General features: G+C 40.8%; 19 protein-coding genes, 1 tRNA gene and 1 pseudogene. 16 read left to right on the top strand and 5 right to left on the bottom strand.

Annotated elements, in window-relative coordinates:
* The first annotated feature begins 5 nt into the window (after positions 1–5).
* From JCM19055_RS11985 to JCM19055_RS11960, 10 genes are all read left to right on the top strand, one after another.
* Positions 6–1,433, top strand: coding sequence for an FAD-binding oxidoreductase (locus JCM19055_RS11985; RefSeq protein ID WP_042359878.1), 1,428 nt, complete (start codon positions 6–8; stop codon positions 1,431–1,433).
* Positions 1,426–2,328, top strand: a complete 903-nt coding sequence (locus JCM19055_RS11980) for a (Fe-S)-binding protein (protein ID WP_370543102.1) — start codon at positions 1,426–1,428, stop codon at positions 2,326–2,328. Before JCM19055_RS11985 ends, JCM19055_RS11980 begins: the two co-directional genes overlap by 8 nt.
* 57 nt (positions 2,329–2,385) lie before the next feature.
* A complete protein-coding gene (locus JCM19055_RS31725) occupies positions 2,386–2,694 on the top strand; it encodes a heterodisulfide reductase-related iron-sulfur binding cluster (protein ID WP_370543101.1) in 309 nt (102 codons plus the stop codon).
* Positions 2,695–2,706: 12 nt separating this feature from the next.
* Positions 2,707–3,903, top strand: coding sequence for an L-2-hydroxyglutarate oxidase (gene lhgO / locus JCM19055_RS11975; protein ID WP_042359877.1), 1,197 nt, complete (start codon positions 2,707–2,709; stop codon positions 3,901–3,903).
* 155 nt (positions 3,904–4,058) lie between these two features.
* Entirely contained in the window at positions 4,059–4,190 is a 132-nt protein-coding gene (locus JCM19055_RS29485) for a hypothetical protein (RefSeq protein WP_255343347.1), read from the top strand.
* Between the two features lie 276 nt (positions 4,191–4,466).
* On the top strand, positions 4,467–4,595 hold the full coding sequence (locus JCM19055_RS29480) for a hypothetical protein (RefSeq protein WP_265182061.1): 129 nt from the start codon (positions 4,467–4,469) through the stop codon (positions 4,593–4,595).
* Between the two features lie 266 nt (positions 4,596–4,861).
* Positions 4,862–6,409, top strand: coding sequence for a ribosomal protection-like ABC-F family protein (abc-f, locus tag JCM19055_RS11970; RefSeq protein WP_081833654.1), 1,548 nt, complete (start codon positions 4,862–4,864; stop codon positions 6,407–6,409).
* 136 nt (positions 6,410–6,545) lie between these two features.
* On the top strand, positions 6,546–7,178 hold the full coding sequence (locus JCM19055_RS23855) for an MBL fold metallo-hydrolase (RefSeq protein WP_265182060.1): 633 nt from the start codon (positions 6,546–6,548) through the stop codon (positions 7,176–7,178).
* Positions 7,150–7,689, top strand: coding sequence for a helix-hairpin-helix domain-containing protein (locus tag JCM19055_RS23850; protein ID WP_052366275.1), 540 nt, complete (start codon positions 7,150–7,152; stop codon positions 7,687–7,689). The genes JCM19055_RS23855 and JCM19055_RS23850 overlap by 29 nt, the downstream gene beginning before the upstream one ends.
* A gap of 9 nt (positions 7,690–7,698) precedes the next feature.
* Positions 7,699–7,980 (top strand): DUF3006 domain-containing protein, encoded by a 282-nt coding sequence (locus tag JCM19055_RS11960; protein ID WP_042359876.1) that lies wholly within the window; start codon positions 7,699–7,701, stop codon positions 7,978–7,980.
* 10 nt (positions 7,981–7,990) lie between these two features.
* On the opposite strand, the gene JCM19055_RS26435 is transcribed toward JCM19055_RS11960, so the two are convergent.
* Positions 7,991–8,131 carry a lmo0937 family membrane protein gene (locus JCM19055_RS26435; protein ID WP_152549857.1) on the bottom strand — a complete coding sequence of 47 codons (141 nt, stop codon included), beginning with the start codon at positions 8,129–8,131 and terminating at the stop codon, positions 7,991–7,993.
* Between the two features lie 142 nt (positions 8,132–8,273).
* On the opposite strand from JCM19055_RS26435, the gene JCM19055_RS11955 reads away from it, so the two are divergent.
* From JCM19055_RS11955 to JCM19055_RS11940, 5 genes are all read left to right on the top strand, one after another.
* Positions 8,274–8,349 (top strand) — tRNA-Val (locus JCM19055_RS11955).
* A gap of 228 nt (positions 8,350–8,577) precedes the next feature.
* Positions 8,578–8,727 carry a hypothetical protein gene (locus JCM19055_RS27355; RefSeq protein ID WP_193745403.1) on the top strand — a complete coding sequence of 50 codons (150 nt, stop codon included), beginning with the start codon at positions 8,578–8,580 and terminating at the stop codon, positions 8,725–8,727.
* 64 nt (positions 8,728–8,791) lie between these two features.
* Positions 8,792–9,937 carry an amidohydrolase gene (locus JCM19055_RS11950; protein ID WP_042359875.1) on the top strand — a complete coding sequence of 382 codons (1,146 nt, stop codon included), beginning with the start codon at positions 8,792–8,794 and terminating at the stop codon, positions 9,935–9,937.
* A 69-nt stretch (positions 9,938–10,006) separates the two neighbouring features.
* Positions 10,007–10,627 (top strand): superoxide dismutase family protein, encoded by a 621-nt coding sequence (locus JCM19055_RS11945; RefSeq protein WP_042359874.1) that lies wholly within the window; start codon positions 10,007–10,009, stop codon positions 10,625–10,627.
* 222 nt (positions 10,628–10,849) lie between these two features.
* A complete protein-coding gene (locus JCM19055_RS11940) occupies positions 10,850–11,077 on the top strand; it encodes a hypothetical protein (RefSeq protein WP_042359873.1) in 228 nt (75 codons plus the stop codon).
* 64 nt (positions 11,078–11,141) lie between these two features.
* Here JCM19055_RS11940 and JCM19055_RS11935 read toward each other — a convergent pair whose 3' ends face one another.
* The 4 genes and pseudogenes from JCM19055_RS11935 to JCM19055_RS23835 form a co-directional block, all read right to left on the bottom strand.
* Entirely contained in the window at positions 11,142–11,462 is a 321-nt protein-coding gene (locus JCM19055_RS11935) for a metal-sensing transcriptional repressor (RefSeq protein WP_042359872.1), read from the bottom strand.
* Between the two features lie 77 nt (positions 11,463–11,539).
* Positions 11,540–12,586, bottom strand: a pseudogene (locus tag JCM19055_RS23845) (ABC transporter permease); the annotation flags it as partial.
* A gap of 57 nt (positions 12,587–12,643) precedes the next feature.
* Positions 12,644–13,156: a hypothetical protein gene (locus JCM19055_RS23840; protein WP_152549856.1), complete on the bottom strand. Its 513-nt coding sequence runs from the start codon at positions 13,154–13,156 to the stop codon at positions 12,644–12,646.
* Positions 13,092–13,565: an ATP-binding cassette domain-containing protein gene (locus JCM19055_RS23835; protein WP_052366272.1), complete on the bottom strand. Its 474-nt coding sequence runs from the start codon at positions 13,563–13,565 to the stop codon at positions 13,092–13,094. Before JCM19055_RS23835 ends, JCM19055_RS23840 begins: the two co-directional genes overlap by 65 nt.
* Positions 13,566–13,741: 176 nt before the next feature.
* Here JCM19055_RS23835 and copZ point away from each other — a divergent pair, with 176 nt between their 5' ends.
* A complete protein-coding gene (copZ, locus tag JCM19055_RS11920) occupies positions 13,742–13,945 on the top strand; it encodes a copper chaperone CopZ (protein WP_081833653.1) in 204 nt (67 codons plus the stop codon).
* Positions 13,946–13,951 lie beyond the last annotated feature (6 nt).

The following is a 13,951-nucleotide window of genomic DNA, read 5'->3' as shown; positions in this document are numbered from 1 at the left end:
ATAGGATGAATGAGAACCGTAACGCAACAGAACTCGTTCAAAGGTTACGAGCGAAACAGCTCATTAATGAAAGTCGGATTTTAACGTCACTGTCTGATCGTGCGTCATATGCTTATGACGCATCGTTCGGACATCACATCCCTGAAGTTGTCATACAACCGACAGCTACAGAAGAAGTTTCAGAGGTTATTATGCTCGCGAATGAATTGCATGTTCCTGTGTATCCAAGAGGCCAAGGGACATCGTTAAGTGGTGGTCCAATTCCGGTGTATGGTGGCGTCGTGTTGGATTTCTCTCAATGGGACGACCGATTAGAAATTTATCCAGATGATATGATTGCAGTCGTTTCCCCAGGGGTGATTACGAGTCATATCGATGAAGCTGCAAAAGCATTTTCAATGATGTATCCCCCGGATCCGAGCAGCATGAATGTCTCGACCATCGGGGGCAACCTCGCTGAAAATGCTGGAGGACCGAGAGGTTTGAAGTACGGTGTAACAAAAGACTACGTACTTGGTCTAGAAGTTGTCACCGCAAATGGTGATATTATTCGCACCGGAGGTCAGACGGTCAAAAACGTCACCGGTTATGATTTAACGAAACTAATTGTCGGTTCAGAAGGTACACTTGCTGTTATTACAGAAGCAACACTGAAACTCGTCCCCCGTCCAAAAGCAAATAAAACGATGCTCGTTTTATTTGACGATCTCATCGATTCTGGAAAAGCCATTAGTGCGATCTTACGTGAGGGAATCACCCCTTCAAAGCTTGAGATTATGGATCAAGCTTCAATTAAAGCTGTGGAAGCTTATCAACCGACAGGGCTGCCGATTGATGTCGAGGCACTACTCTTAATTGAGATTGACGGACACCCACTAGCCATTGAAGAAGAAGCTGAGCAAGTTCGAGGGTGTTGTTTGAAGAATGGGGCAAGGGACGTACAAATTGCGAAAAGCGCTGAGGAAGCGAGTAAGTTTTGGCAAGCAAGAAAACTCGTTTCTCCTGCGATCGTGCAAGTGAAACCTACAAAAATCTCAGAAGATGCCACCGTTCCAAGAAGTAAGATTCCAGAGATGTTTCGTATTTTAAAAGAGATTAAAAACGCGAATAACATCGATCTTGTAGTGTTTGGTCATGCTGGGGATGGCAACCTTCATCCGAATATTATTGCGGATGTACGCGATGAAGAAGAGATGAAACGTGTAGAAAAAGCTGTAGGAGAGATCTTTGAAGCTGCGATTGAACTCGGTGGTACATTATCTGGAGAGCACGGAATTGGCACGATGAAAGCACCGTTTATGGAAATGGAACTCGGAGCAAAAGGTCTAGCAATGATGAAGACGGTAAAGGAGAGCTTTGATCCGAACAACATTTTAAACCCAGGAAAGATTTTCCCTGAAAAAGGCCAGAAGTTGGTGTTACGTGATGGTTGATAAACGACTTGCCTATCAAGAGACGTTTGATTGTGTTCAATGCGGATACTGTTTGCCTGCTTGCCCGACCTATCAAACGATGAACAAAGAAACGCATAGTCCAAGAGGGCGAATAAACCTCGTGAAAATGGCAGCTGAAGGTAAGATTAGTTACGATGATTTAAAAGAACCAATTGACATGTGTCTCGGTTGCCGTGCATGCGAAACGGCATGTCCGACAAATGTTCAATATGGATCGATTTTAGAGTCAGCAAAAGAAGTTTTGCGCATAGAAACGAAACGTTCAAAACGTGAACAGTTCATTGAAAGCGCACTTTTTGAAAAGCTACTTCCACATTCATCAATGCTTGCAATAGCAAAGTTCGGCTTATTGTCTTATCAACGGTTGCCTTTGCAATTTGTTGCACGAAAAACCGGTATTTTAAATGCGGTACTTCCTAAAGGAATGGCAGCTTTTGAATCAATCATACCGAAGGCAGAGCGTTCCAAAGAAAAGAAAGCTAACGAAGAAGACGCACCACATGGAACCGTTAAAGTCGCGTATTTTCTCGGTTGCTTAATGGATACGATGTTTTCGACGATTAATGACCAAGCCATTCAACTGTTACGTAAAGCAGGCGTTCACGTAACGATTGTCAAAGATCAATCGTGTTGTGGAGCGCTTCAGTCGCACGGTGGAGATCTCAAAACAGCACGTCAATTAGCGAAAAAAAACATTGAAGCTTTTGAAAACGGATCGTTTGATTACATCGTGTCAAGTATTGGCGGTTGTGGTGCGATGCTCGTTGAGTATGATCATCTACTAAAAGATGAACCCGCTTGGAAAGAACGTGCAGAACGCTTTTCTAAAAAAAACATGCGGACATTTCTTTGGTGTTGGCAAAAAGCGATTTAACCTATAATCGCCACGTTCATCATACAGCTGTTTATCAACCGTCTTGTCACATGACTCATGTTCAAAAAAAATGTCGATGCACCTTTGGAGTTAATCGCTAAAGTCCCTGGCTTAAATTATGTCCCTATGGACAAACAAGACCTTTGCTGTGGTTCAGCAGGGATTTACAACATCGTGAACTACGAAGCGTCAATGGACATTCTAGATTACAAAATGCCAGCAGTCGTTAGTGCAAAACCAGATTTAATTATTACGACAAATCCAGGGTGTCATTTACAAATGAAAATGGGTGTTGAGCGTGAAGGGTTGAGTCATCAAATTCAAGTGAAACACCTCGTTGAAGTCATCGCAGAATCTTGTTTATAGGAGAGGGATAACATGCATGATTACACAATAATTGGGGGAGGAATTGTCGGTTTAAGCGTTGCTTACAACCTTCTAAATAACAACCCTAACTTAAAGGTTCAAGTTATCGAAAAAGAAAAAGAAGTAGCCTCACACCAAACTGGTCATAACAGTGGTGTCATCCATTCAGGAATTTATTACAAACCTGGCAGCTATAAAGCAAAGTTCGCAAAAGCTGGTAGCGAGTCAATGCGTGCATTTTGCCAAGAACATGACGTAGATGTGGATATATGTGGCAAAGTCATTGTCGCAACAGATGAATCTGAGTTAACAAATTTAGAGAATCTGTATGAGCGAGGAAGAACGAATGGTCTTGATGTTGAACTCCTAGATGAAAAGCAGTTAAAAGAGATCGAACCTCACGTGAATGGTATTAAAGCTATTCGCGTTCCGACGGCTGGAATCGTCAGCTACAAACACGTATCTGAGAAGTTAACAGAATTAATTAGAGTTAGCGGTGGCGACATTCACCTAAGTGAAGAGGTGACGTCCATTGTAGAAAGTAATCAGTCTGTTACGGTTAGAACGAACAACAAAACGTATCATTCTCGTTACCTCATTAATTGTGCAGGACTTCAAAGTGATCGTATTGCCAAGATGGCGGGGTATCATTTAGATATGAAGATCGTACCATTTCGTGGAGAGTACTATAAGTTGAAGCCTGAGAAGCGTTACCTCGTTAATAATCTCATTTATCCGGTACCTAACCCAGAGTTTCCGTTTTTAGGGGTTCACTTTACGCGTATGATTGATGGAGAAGTGGATGCAGGACCAAATGCTGTTTTGTCGTTTAAGCGTGAAGGGTACAACAAGACGGACTTTAATGCGAAAGACTTGTCTGAAGTGTTAACATACGGAGGCTTTTGGCGAATTGCGCGCAAATATATGAAAACGGGCATCGGTGAAATGGTTCGTTCTTACAACAAAGATGAGTTCGTAAAAAGCTTGCAACGTCTGATCCCAGAGGTGCAAAAAGAAGATCTCGTTAAAGCGCCAAGTGGGGTTCGTGCACAAGCACTCACTGTTGAAGGAAAAATGGTTGATGATTTTCATTTAGTGAACGGGAAGTGTTCACTTCATGTTTGCAATGCACCATCCCCTGCTGCAACTGCATCTTTAGAAATAGGGAAAGAAATTGCAAAGCAAGTCCTTGTTCCTAAAACAAGCTAGAGACTATGAATTCCAGCATTATTATACAGACTTTTGATTACTAATGTTACAAACGTATGATAGTTTAACATTTCGAATTCAAACTAATTACATCTTTTTACAAGTTGATTACAAGCGTATAATGTACACTGAGCCAGAAATCAAGGAGGATCAGTGTGGTCGTATTGACTTGGGAGTTATACGCTTTGGAATACGAAATTCACGACATCAGGAACGAACTTAAACGATTACAAGAAGAGGCAGACCAAATAAAGCAAGCATTTCAAACGAGGCAACTCGAAAAGTAAGCGTACACACGATGTGTGCGTTTTTACTTTGTTGCAAAACTGTAAGAATTACGCAAGACAAATGACTACGTTTTTATTGCCTTGTTCGATAAAGTAGTAGATATAGCAGTGAATGAAGGAGGAGCATTTCTTGAACATGAATTTCGTGTTGCTCGTAGCTTTTTTTTATTCTCGTTGTGGGAACAGTTGTTATTTTTCAAAGAATTGGGTGAGGAGACGTTTCATGGATGTGTTAAATCGGTTTGGATTGTTTAATGTATTTATCGTATTCGGAGGTTGGTGCTCGTCCTTCTTTATGTCGATTTTGACAATCCACTCGTGTTAGATGTGGTTATGCTCGTTGCATACGCGTTAATCGTTGCGATGCACTTAACGAGGCTTGTGATGATTTTGAAGAACCGTTGACAATAAATTAGGAGTATGGCATGCTTTAGCTAACTTAATGAAAGGAAAGGTACAACGTCGAATGTGGAACTAATTCTATTACAAACAGACAATAGTAATACAAATATGTATGAATTATGTCTAGAGATAGGATTAGTCTGCCCAAATGTACTCTTTCCAATAAAGTGAAGGAAATGTATTCAAACGTCTTTTTGCGTTTGTTTTATTCGTGTACGTTTATAATGGATTAATTAAACTCTCTCTAGGCAACGCTGGAGGGATTTTTTTTGTTATTAAGAGCAAATCATTTAAGTTACTCAGTCAAAGGGAAATCATTATTCTCAATTGAACAGTTGCACGTATATGAAGGTGAACGAATCGGGTTGGTCGGCAAGAATGGTGTTGGAAAGACGACTTTGTTACAAGTGCTAGCCAACATGAAATCCGTTAACGAAGGTGAAGTGATTCTTAAAGGTACGTCCGCTTTTGTACCTCAAGAAGATGATCTGCCTCTTTTGGAAGCTGAGCACAAAGAAAGACATTTGTGGAATGTACCACAGACGCCGAACAGCGGTGGGGAGAAGACTCGTTTGAAGATTGCACATGCGTTTGCAACGGAGGCAGAACTTCTCATTATGGATGAACCGACAAGCCATCTTGATGTTACTGGCATTGAACAATTAGAAGCACAAATCGTTAATCAATCTCGTACCGTTATCGTTACGTCGCATGATATCGCGTTTTTAAATAATGTTTGCACGACGATTTGGGAATTAGACGATGGGAAGTTGACGGCATTTAGCGGCAATTATGATGCGTACAAAAAGCAAAAACGTGAGAGGGTTGACGAGCAAGCTTTTCAATATGATCAATATGTGAAAGAAAAGAAGCGTTTGCAACAATCGATTGAAGGAGTGAAGAAAAAGTCGGCCTCTGTAAAAAAAGCTCCTTCACGGATGGGGAATTCAGAGGCACGCCTGCATAAGCGTAGCGCTGGTGAAACGAAAGCGAAGCTAAATCGGGCAGGAAAAGCAATCGATTCAAGAATACAACAACTAGAAGTGAAAGAAAAACCTAAAACTGAAGCAGCGCTCGTCTTTAATGCTGCGCAGTTTACGCCGCTAAATGCAAAATACGTGGTGCAATTTCAAGATCAGCAATTGATAATTCCAAATCAGAATGTAGCTAAAAAGCTATCAGGTCACGTTCAACGTGGAGATAAACTAGCAATTATTGGTGAAAATGGAATTGGAAAGACGACGTTACTGCGTAACATGTATAAAGACCGAACACGCTTTTCGGTTAGTAAAGCGGCGAATATCGGTTATTTTGATCAACATCAAGAACAGGTTGATGGGGCTCGTACGATTTTAGAAAATGCGCTAGATCATAGTCCTTATGAAGAGTCGTTTGTACGTACGGTTTTGGCTCGTCTACAATTCCGTGGTGATGAGGTGCATCAACGAGCCGCTTACCTAAGTGGTGGTGAGCGGGTGAAGTTGTCACTCATTATGACGTTACTCGGCGAGCACAACGTTTTGTTTCTAGATGAGCCGACGAACTACCTTGATTACGTTGCTAAAGAAGCGCTTATAGAATTATTAATCGCTTTCCCAGGTACAATCATTTTTGTCACTCATGATCGCCAATTTATTGATGAAGTTGCGAGTCATACGCTCGATTTAAGTAAAGATGAAGCAAGGGTAAAAGATGTGAAACACGTAGAAACTGCACATGAACCAGAAGCGCTGGACCACATGCAATTAGACTTGCAAATGACAGAGACATTAAGTGACTTGCGACAACCATTGATGAAGACGAGAAAGCGTCATTAGATCAGAAGTTCCAAGAACTAATCAAACAAAAGAATCGCCTGAAGTAGCGGGAAATGTTCCCTGTTAACGTTTGTCATTTATTAGGATAAATCCCTTCTCGCAAGAAAACACTAACAAAAACGAGAAGGGTGAGATGATGAAACGTAGTGTATTCCTTTTTATTCTGTTTTTCTTAATGACAATTACAGGTTGCCAAGAAGCTTCTCCAGATGTCATTCCTGATGATGAATTAGGTCGTTTGCAGTACTTGAATTTGAATTCTGCTTATGATGATGGTGATGGACGTTATCCAAACCGAGGGCAATATGAATTGCCGGATTTATACATTCACTATATTGATGTTGGTCAAGGCGATGCGACGCTTTTGCATTCGGAGGATTTTACAGCACTCATTGATACAGGTAGACACGATCAAACAGATGTTGTTGATTATTTAGAAGAACAAAACGTAAAAGAAATTGATCTATTAATCGGTTCACACGTTCACGCAGATCATATTGGTCAAATGGATAAAATTATTGAAGGATTTAATGTAAAAGAAGTATGGATGAACGGGGATGAGCATACGACTGCAACGTTTGAGCGTGTCGTTGATGCAATCCTTAACGCAGATGTTACCTATGAAGAACCGAGACACGGGGACTCAGAAATTTACGGGAATGCTTCGTTTACGGTTCTGCATCCTGAAACACTTACAGAACACAAAAACAACAATTCCCTCGTCATAAAAGTCGCTTACGGTGATCAAAGTTTTTTTATTTACGGGTGACATTGAAGAAGGTGCAGAAAATGAACTGTTAGAGCGTGATATTTCTCTACAAAGTGATGTACTAAAAGTATCACATCACGGTTCAAATTCATCTAATAGTGAAGCGTTCCTTCATGCAGTGGAACCGAGTTTAGCGATCTATTCTGCAGGTGAAGGAAATGCTTTTGACCATCCAGATGATGATGTGTTAGCTCGTCTAGAGGCAATTGGTGCAAATGTGTATGGAACAGACGTTTCAGGCAATATCGTTGTAAAAACAAACGGTCGTGATTATTCAGTTCAAGCAAGTGAAGAAAAAGATGCCGGTACGTGTTACGCTGGCATGGTAGCAGTAAATCGTGCGACTGTTGAAGAATTACAAGAAATTAGCCAAATTGGTCCTGCAAGAGCAGAACAAATCCTAAACTTGCGACCTTTCACTTCATATGATGATTTTTTACGTATCGAAGGAATTGGGCAGGAGCACCTTGCATCGATTGAGCAACAAGGGTTGGCTTGCTTTGATGATTAGGAGGGATGAGTGATTACAGAGCGTGCTGTTCTAGATCGAATTGAAGACGGGATTGCAGTCTTATTAGTCGGGAAGAATGAACAAGAATATCATGTAAAAGAAAATGAGTTACCTCAAGGAGCTAGTGATGGTGTAGTTCTTGACGTTCAAATCACGAACGATCAAATTGTGGACATTGCAATTAATCATGAAGAAACCGCAGATCAAAAGGCAAGAATCTCTGCCAAAATGAACCAACTGAAAAAGAAAAAAAGGTGGAAGGTTCTCATAAAGAAAGACCGTCAAATTTGACGGTCTCTCTTTATCTTCGTCCTGTTAATAATTGGAATATAAAAATAACGAGTGCAATGACGAGTAAAATATGAATAAGGTTGCCTGCAACATCAGCGATAAAGCCTAATAGCCATAATACGATAATCACGAGAATGATTGTCCAAAGCATAGCGTACCTCCTGGCGTTTTGGCCTTATTGAAAAGTACCCTTATACCTATGAAAACAAACCAGTAATCATGACCTGTTTTTTCGGGAGGAAGATGTTGACAGTGCTTAGAATCTATCATACAATATAGTTGTCGTTAATAATGTTCCGTTAGCTCAGTTGGGAGAGCGCCACCTTGACAGGGTGGAGGTCACTGGTTCGAGCCCAGTACGGGACACCATAAGTGAATCTATGACTCGTATGAGTATAATAACGTAACCGTATTCTGCTACTAGTAGCAGAATACGGTTTTTTGATGTGTGACTTTCTTCTTGTCCTCAGTTGAGCACTTTGTTTTGTCGAATGTTGCAAAAAAAGATAAATATACAGACATTTTTTTGTCAAATATGTAGAAGCTTGATCGATGGATGTGATAGGATGATGCTGAAAAGGGGAAAGGGGACTGGTTATGAATAAAGAAACACGGGCAGACCAACTACTAAAAATAATGGAAGCATTGAACTATTATACAGTATTAACAGGAAAAGACACTGACCAAGAGTTTCGTTACATTGCGGAAATGCTAGAAGAGGAATTGCAATTAAATATCGCAAATTAATCGTCAGAAATTCCCTCATTGAGGGAATTTTTTGTTATTGTTAGATAATAGAGGAGGCGATGATATGAAAGCTTTTTATAATGGAACGATTTTAAAAGGGGATGGAACTGAAGTTACTGAATCGGCTTTACTCATTGATCAAGGCAAAATTGTTGATATTGTAGGCGAAGATACGATTCCTGAAGACGCCACAAAGATCGATGTACGAGGCGGCTACATAACACCAGGTTTGATTGATGTTCATACGCACTTAGGGGTTAGCGAACAAGGAATTGGTAAGGAAGGTGCTGACTTTAATGAGACGAGTCATCCTGCCACCCCGGAAATCCGAGCGCTTGACGGGTGCAATCCGCGTGAAGAAGGTTTTCTGCATGCATTAGCATCTGGCGTCACGACAGTTCAAGTGTTACCAGGAAGTGCAAATGTCATAGGTGGAGAAATGTTTACGATGAAGACGGCAGGGGAGATCTTAGATGAAATGGTCATTCAGTCTCCGTCTGGAATGAAAGCAGCTTTAGGAGAAAATCCTAAAGGTGTGTATGGAGGAAAGGGAAAACGTCCTATTACACGTATGGGAGTTGCAGCAGTTTTTCGTGAGCAGCTTTATGGAGCGATCGATTACATAGAAAAACGAAAACAAGGCAACGCAGACGTTCATTTAGGCTATGAACAACTCGCTAAAGTTCTTCGTAAAGAAATACCGTTTCGAATACATGCTCATCGAGCAGATGACATTATCACAGCGCTGCGTTTACAAAAAGAGTTTGGGTTTAAGTTAACGCTTGAACACGGAACAGAAGGTCATTACATTCCAGATTTCTTGAAAGAACAAGGTGTTTCCATCTCTGTCGGTCCGACAATGTCACCTAAATCGAAAGTAGAAACGAAAAACAAAGGTTGGCAAACTGTGATGGAGTTTGAACTTCGCAACATGAACTATGCGATCACCACAGACCATCCTGTTATCGCTATTAATTATTTAGTTCAAAGCGCAAGTGAGGCAGTAAAAGCGGGTCTAAAACAAAGCGCCGCGTTTCGTGCGATCACGTCTAACGCTGCAAAGCATTTAGGGTTAGAAGGTCAAGTCGGTGAGTTCAATTCGGGAATGGATGCAGATGTTGTTATTTGGACGGGGCATCCATTTCTTTATACAACGACGCTCGTTAGCACGTGGATTCATGGAGAACGAGTCTATTCTTTTGAACAATAACTAGTTTTGCATGTATAGACGCCACCTGTTTGTGTCAAGGATACGAGTATACGAACGGGAGGCGTTTTTATGAAGAAGCTCTTAGTCGTTTTACTTGCGATGTTAATTGTAGGTTGTGCAAATGACGAAAGTGCACCTGAAAATGAAGAAGCTTATGAAGTAAGCGCGACACAGCAAGACCACGCTCCGCTTAGACCAACTGCCGTTGCAGAGGTTGTGAATACGAATTATGATCAAATTGGTGAAGCGAACTTTTACCAAGATAGCCAAGGGAAAACGGTCGTTCATACGAAAGTAGAAGGCTTAAAACCTGAAGGGTTCCATGGGTACCACATTCATGAAAATGGAGTGTGCGAAGTTGATGCAGAGGAAGGTCCTTTTATGAGTGCAGGTGGTCATTTCTCTTTATCTGACCATGATCATGGACATCATACAGGCGATTTGCCATCACTTTACGTAAATGAAGATGGAACCGCTCAAGCGACATTTATGCTTGATCAATTTACACCAGAACAATTACTAGAAAACGATGTATCATTGATTATTCATGAAGGTCGAGACAATTTCGCGAATATTCCAGATCGCTACCAATCAAGTGAGAGCGACGCACCAGGTGCAGATGAGGAAACACGCTCAACAGGAGACTCGGGTGATCGAATCGGTTGTGGTGTCGTTGTAGCACCAGAGTGATGAAAAAGAGACCTGTTGGTCCTCAGATTCTCGGATAAATTATGTACTGAAAAAGCGACTACTGTGGCAACGTTTGCAAAAAGCGTAGCCACAGTAGTCGCTTTTTTTATTGTGAGTACGTCATTTCTATAACGTTGTCAGTGATTAAGAGGAGTTTTTTAATTCAAATAGGATAGAGAATCGTCGTTTTGGACAATCTAACGAAAACAGGAGGAATGATTCATGAGTCATTACGTATGTCCAGCGTGTAAAACGAATAAAACGCGTTTTCACATTATTGAACAGTCACCGCAGGCGGTGAAATTAGATCCTCAGAACGGGGATGTTGTTCAGTCGTATGAGCAAAGCGATCTTGATCCGTTTCACCTTCCTTATAAAGGACCACATAATCGAATTCAATGTGGAGCTTGTGGTTTAAACGAAGATGAACGCCAATTTATGAGACAATAATCGTTACGCAAGTTTCAGAAATTGAGTCATAAAGAAAAACCTCTGCATGATGCAGAGGTTTTCTTTATGACTTTGCGTATTGATCAATGACTTTCATGAGCTCATTTAACGTTTCTTCTTCTTTGCCGTTTTTAATGTCATGGACAACACATGTCTTGGCGTGGTGTTCTAAAAGCGAGTACCCGACTTTCTTTAGTGCAGCTTGAACTGCGCTAATTTGAATTAATATATCTACACAATAGCGATCGTCTTGGACCATGTTTTGTAATCCACGGATTTGTCCTTCAACACGGCGTAATCGCTTTAACATACGTTCTTTATCAGCATTCGGTTCAATAGGGTGTTTGGAATGTTCGTGTTCCATCATTTCTACTTCCTCATCCATCTTCGTAACCTCCCTGTCATGCAACTTCTACTAACAGTATAACGGAGCAGGAGATGAATATCCATCGTATTATCGTGTTAGGCCGCATCCCGAAGGAAACGAGGATAAAGGAAAAGGGCAATTGTTAGGCAAATGATTGTAAACACTAGCAATATGACTAATGAAGGAAGAATATTTACAAGTGTTCCACTTGATGACATGACTTCTAAATATGCTTGATGAGCCCAATATTGCGGGAAGAAAACGCTCGCTTGTTGGACGAAATTTGGCATAAACTCGATCGGCATCCACAATCCAGAAACGATCGCTCCTCCTAAAGCGAGTACTTGGGTAATGGCGATCCCAGAGTTCTCTGAACGAACAGCCATGCTAATGAGTAAACCAATGGCAGTTGCTGTCATTGAAAGAACAAGTGAGAGTGTGAAGATCGCCATAAGGTTGCCAATCTGAACATCGTATACGAACCATCCAAAACTCAGAAGAATAACAAGTTGCAATAACACGACAACGATAAATGCTAACCATTTTCCGAGTAAATAATGTAACGGGTGTTTTGGACTCGTCGCAAGTCTTGAAATCATACCTTGACGAAGGTCTTTTAAAAGTGAAGATACCATTGATATACAGATGAAAAACGTAAACATAACCGCGTAACCTGGTACGATGTGTGTAATTGCATCAACAGACTGGTCGTCGATCGTTACTGCTTCAAGTTGAAACGGCGCTGTAAACCATTCTTCAGTGAAAACCTCCTCACCAACAGCATTCCTTACGTTTTGCTGGCTTACTTGTAAATGTAGTTGTTGGGACACATTGTCAATGACGCCATAAAGCGCGCCAGCAGTGTCTTCTTGTGTACCATCATAATGAAGCGTTAGTTGCTCACCATGTATTTCAAGTAACGTCGAAATGTCACCACTTTCGAGAAGTTCAGTTGTTGAGTGGGTTGAATCAATTTGTTCAAGGTCAATCGTGTCAATGTGCTGTAGCTGTTCAATGAATGGATCTGTTAACGTCGTGGAATCAGTTACAACGACATGGAGTGAGAGTGACGTTGTGTTTGATTGATTTCCGAAAATGGATGCGAAAATGACAATGAAGAAAATGGGTAACAACAAGGTCCAAAAAAACCAGCCCTTTGTCTCGAAGCATTTTCTTTAACTCAAGTGAAAAGTGGGCATTCATGACTGACCCTCCTCGGATAATGATTGACCTGTTTTTTGTAAGTAGATGTCTTCCAAAGAGGGAGTCACCATTTGTAAATGGTGTACGTCAATGCTGTGCTCTTTCATTATTGTTGTCAGTTGATGAATGAGTCGCAATGGATCGTCGCTAGGAAATACATAGCCGTTTTTAGTCTCTTTTGGTTCCCCTAAATGTTGGAAATGTTTGAGGTCACTTGTATTAATGGATACTTCCACGGCTTTTTTTGCGTTGTTTTGCTTAATCGTTTGTGGGGAATTCATATCGATTACTTCTCCATGATTAAGAAAACAAACGAGGTCACAAAGTTTCTCGATTTCTTCCATATAGTGACTACTATAAATTACGGTTTTATTCGATTCGATTAACGTTTTGACTACGTTATAAATTTCGTTTCGTGAATGAGGGTCTACGCCGACAGTTGGCTCATCCATAATTAATAGCATCGGATCGTGGAGCAACGTGCAACCAATGTTTAAACGGCGTTGCATGCCGCCAGACAATTGTTTTACGATCGTTTTTTTTGCGATCTTCTAATTGAATCGTTTTGAGAACATGATTTATTCTCTCTTTTTGAATGGTTGAAGGAACATTATAAACTTGACTGAAAAACTTTAAATTATCTTCGACCGTTAACGTTTCCTCTAAACAAATGTCTTGAGGAACGTAACCAAGTTGTTGTTTGATTTTTGCAGAATTTCGTTTCGTACTTTCCCCTGCAATCGTAATCTCACCGCGGTCTGCTGACAAAATCATCGTAATTAACTTTAACAACGTAGATTTTCCCGCTCCGTTTGGTCCAACGAGACCGAAGCAAGAACCTTCTGGAATTGATAATGATACGTTTTTAATAACTTGTTTTTTTCCGTATGACTTTGACACTTGATCTATCGTTATCATTTTGTTCACCTCTCGTCTTGTTACTAACCATGGTACGTGAGTGTACCGGAGTTAATTATAAGTAATGAATGAGAGAACGGTGAACGAACATAAGACGTTAAGAAATGAACATGAGAAGCGGGAGGTTTTTGATCGTGCTGTTGTACATGGTACGATAGAGAAGAGGAGGGATCGATATCAAAGATCTATTTTCAGTACAAGGAATGTCTTGTAATCACTGTGTACAAGCAATCGAGACGAGTGTTGGTCAACTTGATGGTGTGACACGTGTTAACGTAGATTTAAACAAGCATCAAGTAGCGGTCGAGTACAACGAAGGAACGATCTCGAAAGAAGCAATCGTAGAAGAGATTGAAGATCAAGGATACGATGTCATCTAAAAACGC

Source organism: Geomicrobium sp. JCM 19055, from assembly GCF_000698185.1.
GTDB classification, from domain to species: Bacteria; Bacillota; Bacilli; order Bacillales; family Marinococcaceae; genus Geomicrobium_A; species Geomicrobium_A sediminis.
The sequence above is the reverse complement of the archived record's forward strand: the minus strand, read 5'-3'. Positions and strand labels throughout refer to the sequence as shown.

What these genes read in the sequence shown, in the direction of transcription:
- JCM19055_RS11935 (WP_042359872.1), bottom strand. Translation starts at nt 11,462, where the DNA reads ATGGATGAGGAAGTAGAAATGATGGAACACGAACATTCCAAACACCCT.
- JCM19055_RS11945 (WP_042359874.1), top strand. Translation starts at nt 10,007, where the DNA reads ATGAAGAAGCTCTTAGTCGTTTTACTTGCGATGTTAATTGTAGGTTGT.
- JCM19055_RS23855 (WP_265182060.1), top strand. Translation starts at nt 6,546, where the DNA reads ATGAAACGTAGTGTATTCCTTTTTATTCTGTTTTTCTTAATGACAATT.
- JCM19055_RS23835 (WP_052366272.1), bottom strand. Translation starts at nt 13,565, where the DNA reads ATGATAACGATAGATCAAGTGTCAAAGTCATACGGAAAAAAACAAGTT.
- JCM19055_RS26435 (WP_152549857.1), bottom strand. Translation starts at nt 8,131, where the DNA reads ATGCTTTGGACAATCATTCTCGTGATTATCGTATTATGGCTATTAGGC.
- JCM19055_RS11985 (WP_042359878.1), top strand. Translation starts at nt 6, where the DNA reads ATGAATGAGAACCGTAACGCAACAGAACTCGTTCAAAGGTTACGAGCG.
- JCM19055_RS11980 (WP_370543102.1), top strand. Translation starts at nt 1,426, where the DNA reads ATGGTTGATAAACGACTTGCCTATCAAGAGACGTTTGATTGTGTTCAA.
- JCM19055_RS11950 (WP_042359875.1), top strand. Translation starts at nt 8,792, where the DNA reads ATGAAAGCTTTTTATAATGGAACGATTTTAAAAGGGGATGGAACTGAA.
- lhgO (WP_042359877.1), top strand. Translation starts at nt 2,707, where the DNA reads ATGCATGATTACACAATAATTGGGGGAGGAATTGTCGGTTTAAGCGTT.
- JCM19055_RS11940 (WP_042359873.1), top strand. Translation starts at nt 10,850, where the DNA reads ATGAGTCATTACGTATGTCCAGCGTGTAAAACGAATAAAACGCGTTTT.
- JCM19055_RS27355 (WP_193745403.1), top strand. Translation starts at nt 8,578, where the DNA reads ATGAATAAAGAAACACGGGCAGACCAACTACTAAAAATAATGGAAGCA.
- JCM19055_RS23840 (WP_152549856.1), bottom strand. Translation starts at nt 13,156, where the DNA reads ATGCAACGCCGTTTAAACATTGGTTGCACGTTGCTCCACGATCCGATG.
- JCM19055_RS31725 (WP_370543101.1), top strand. Translation starts at nt 2,386, where the DNA reads ATGTTCAAAAAAAATGTCGATGCACCTTTGGAGTTAATCGCTAAAGTC.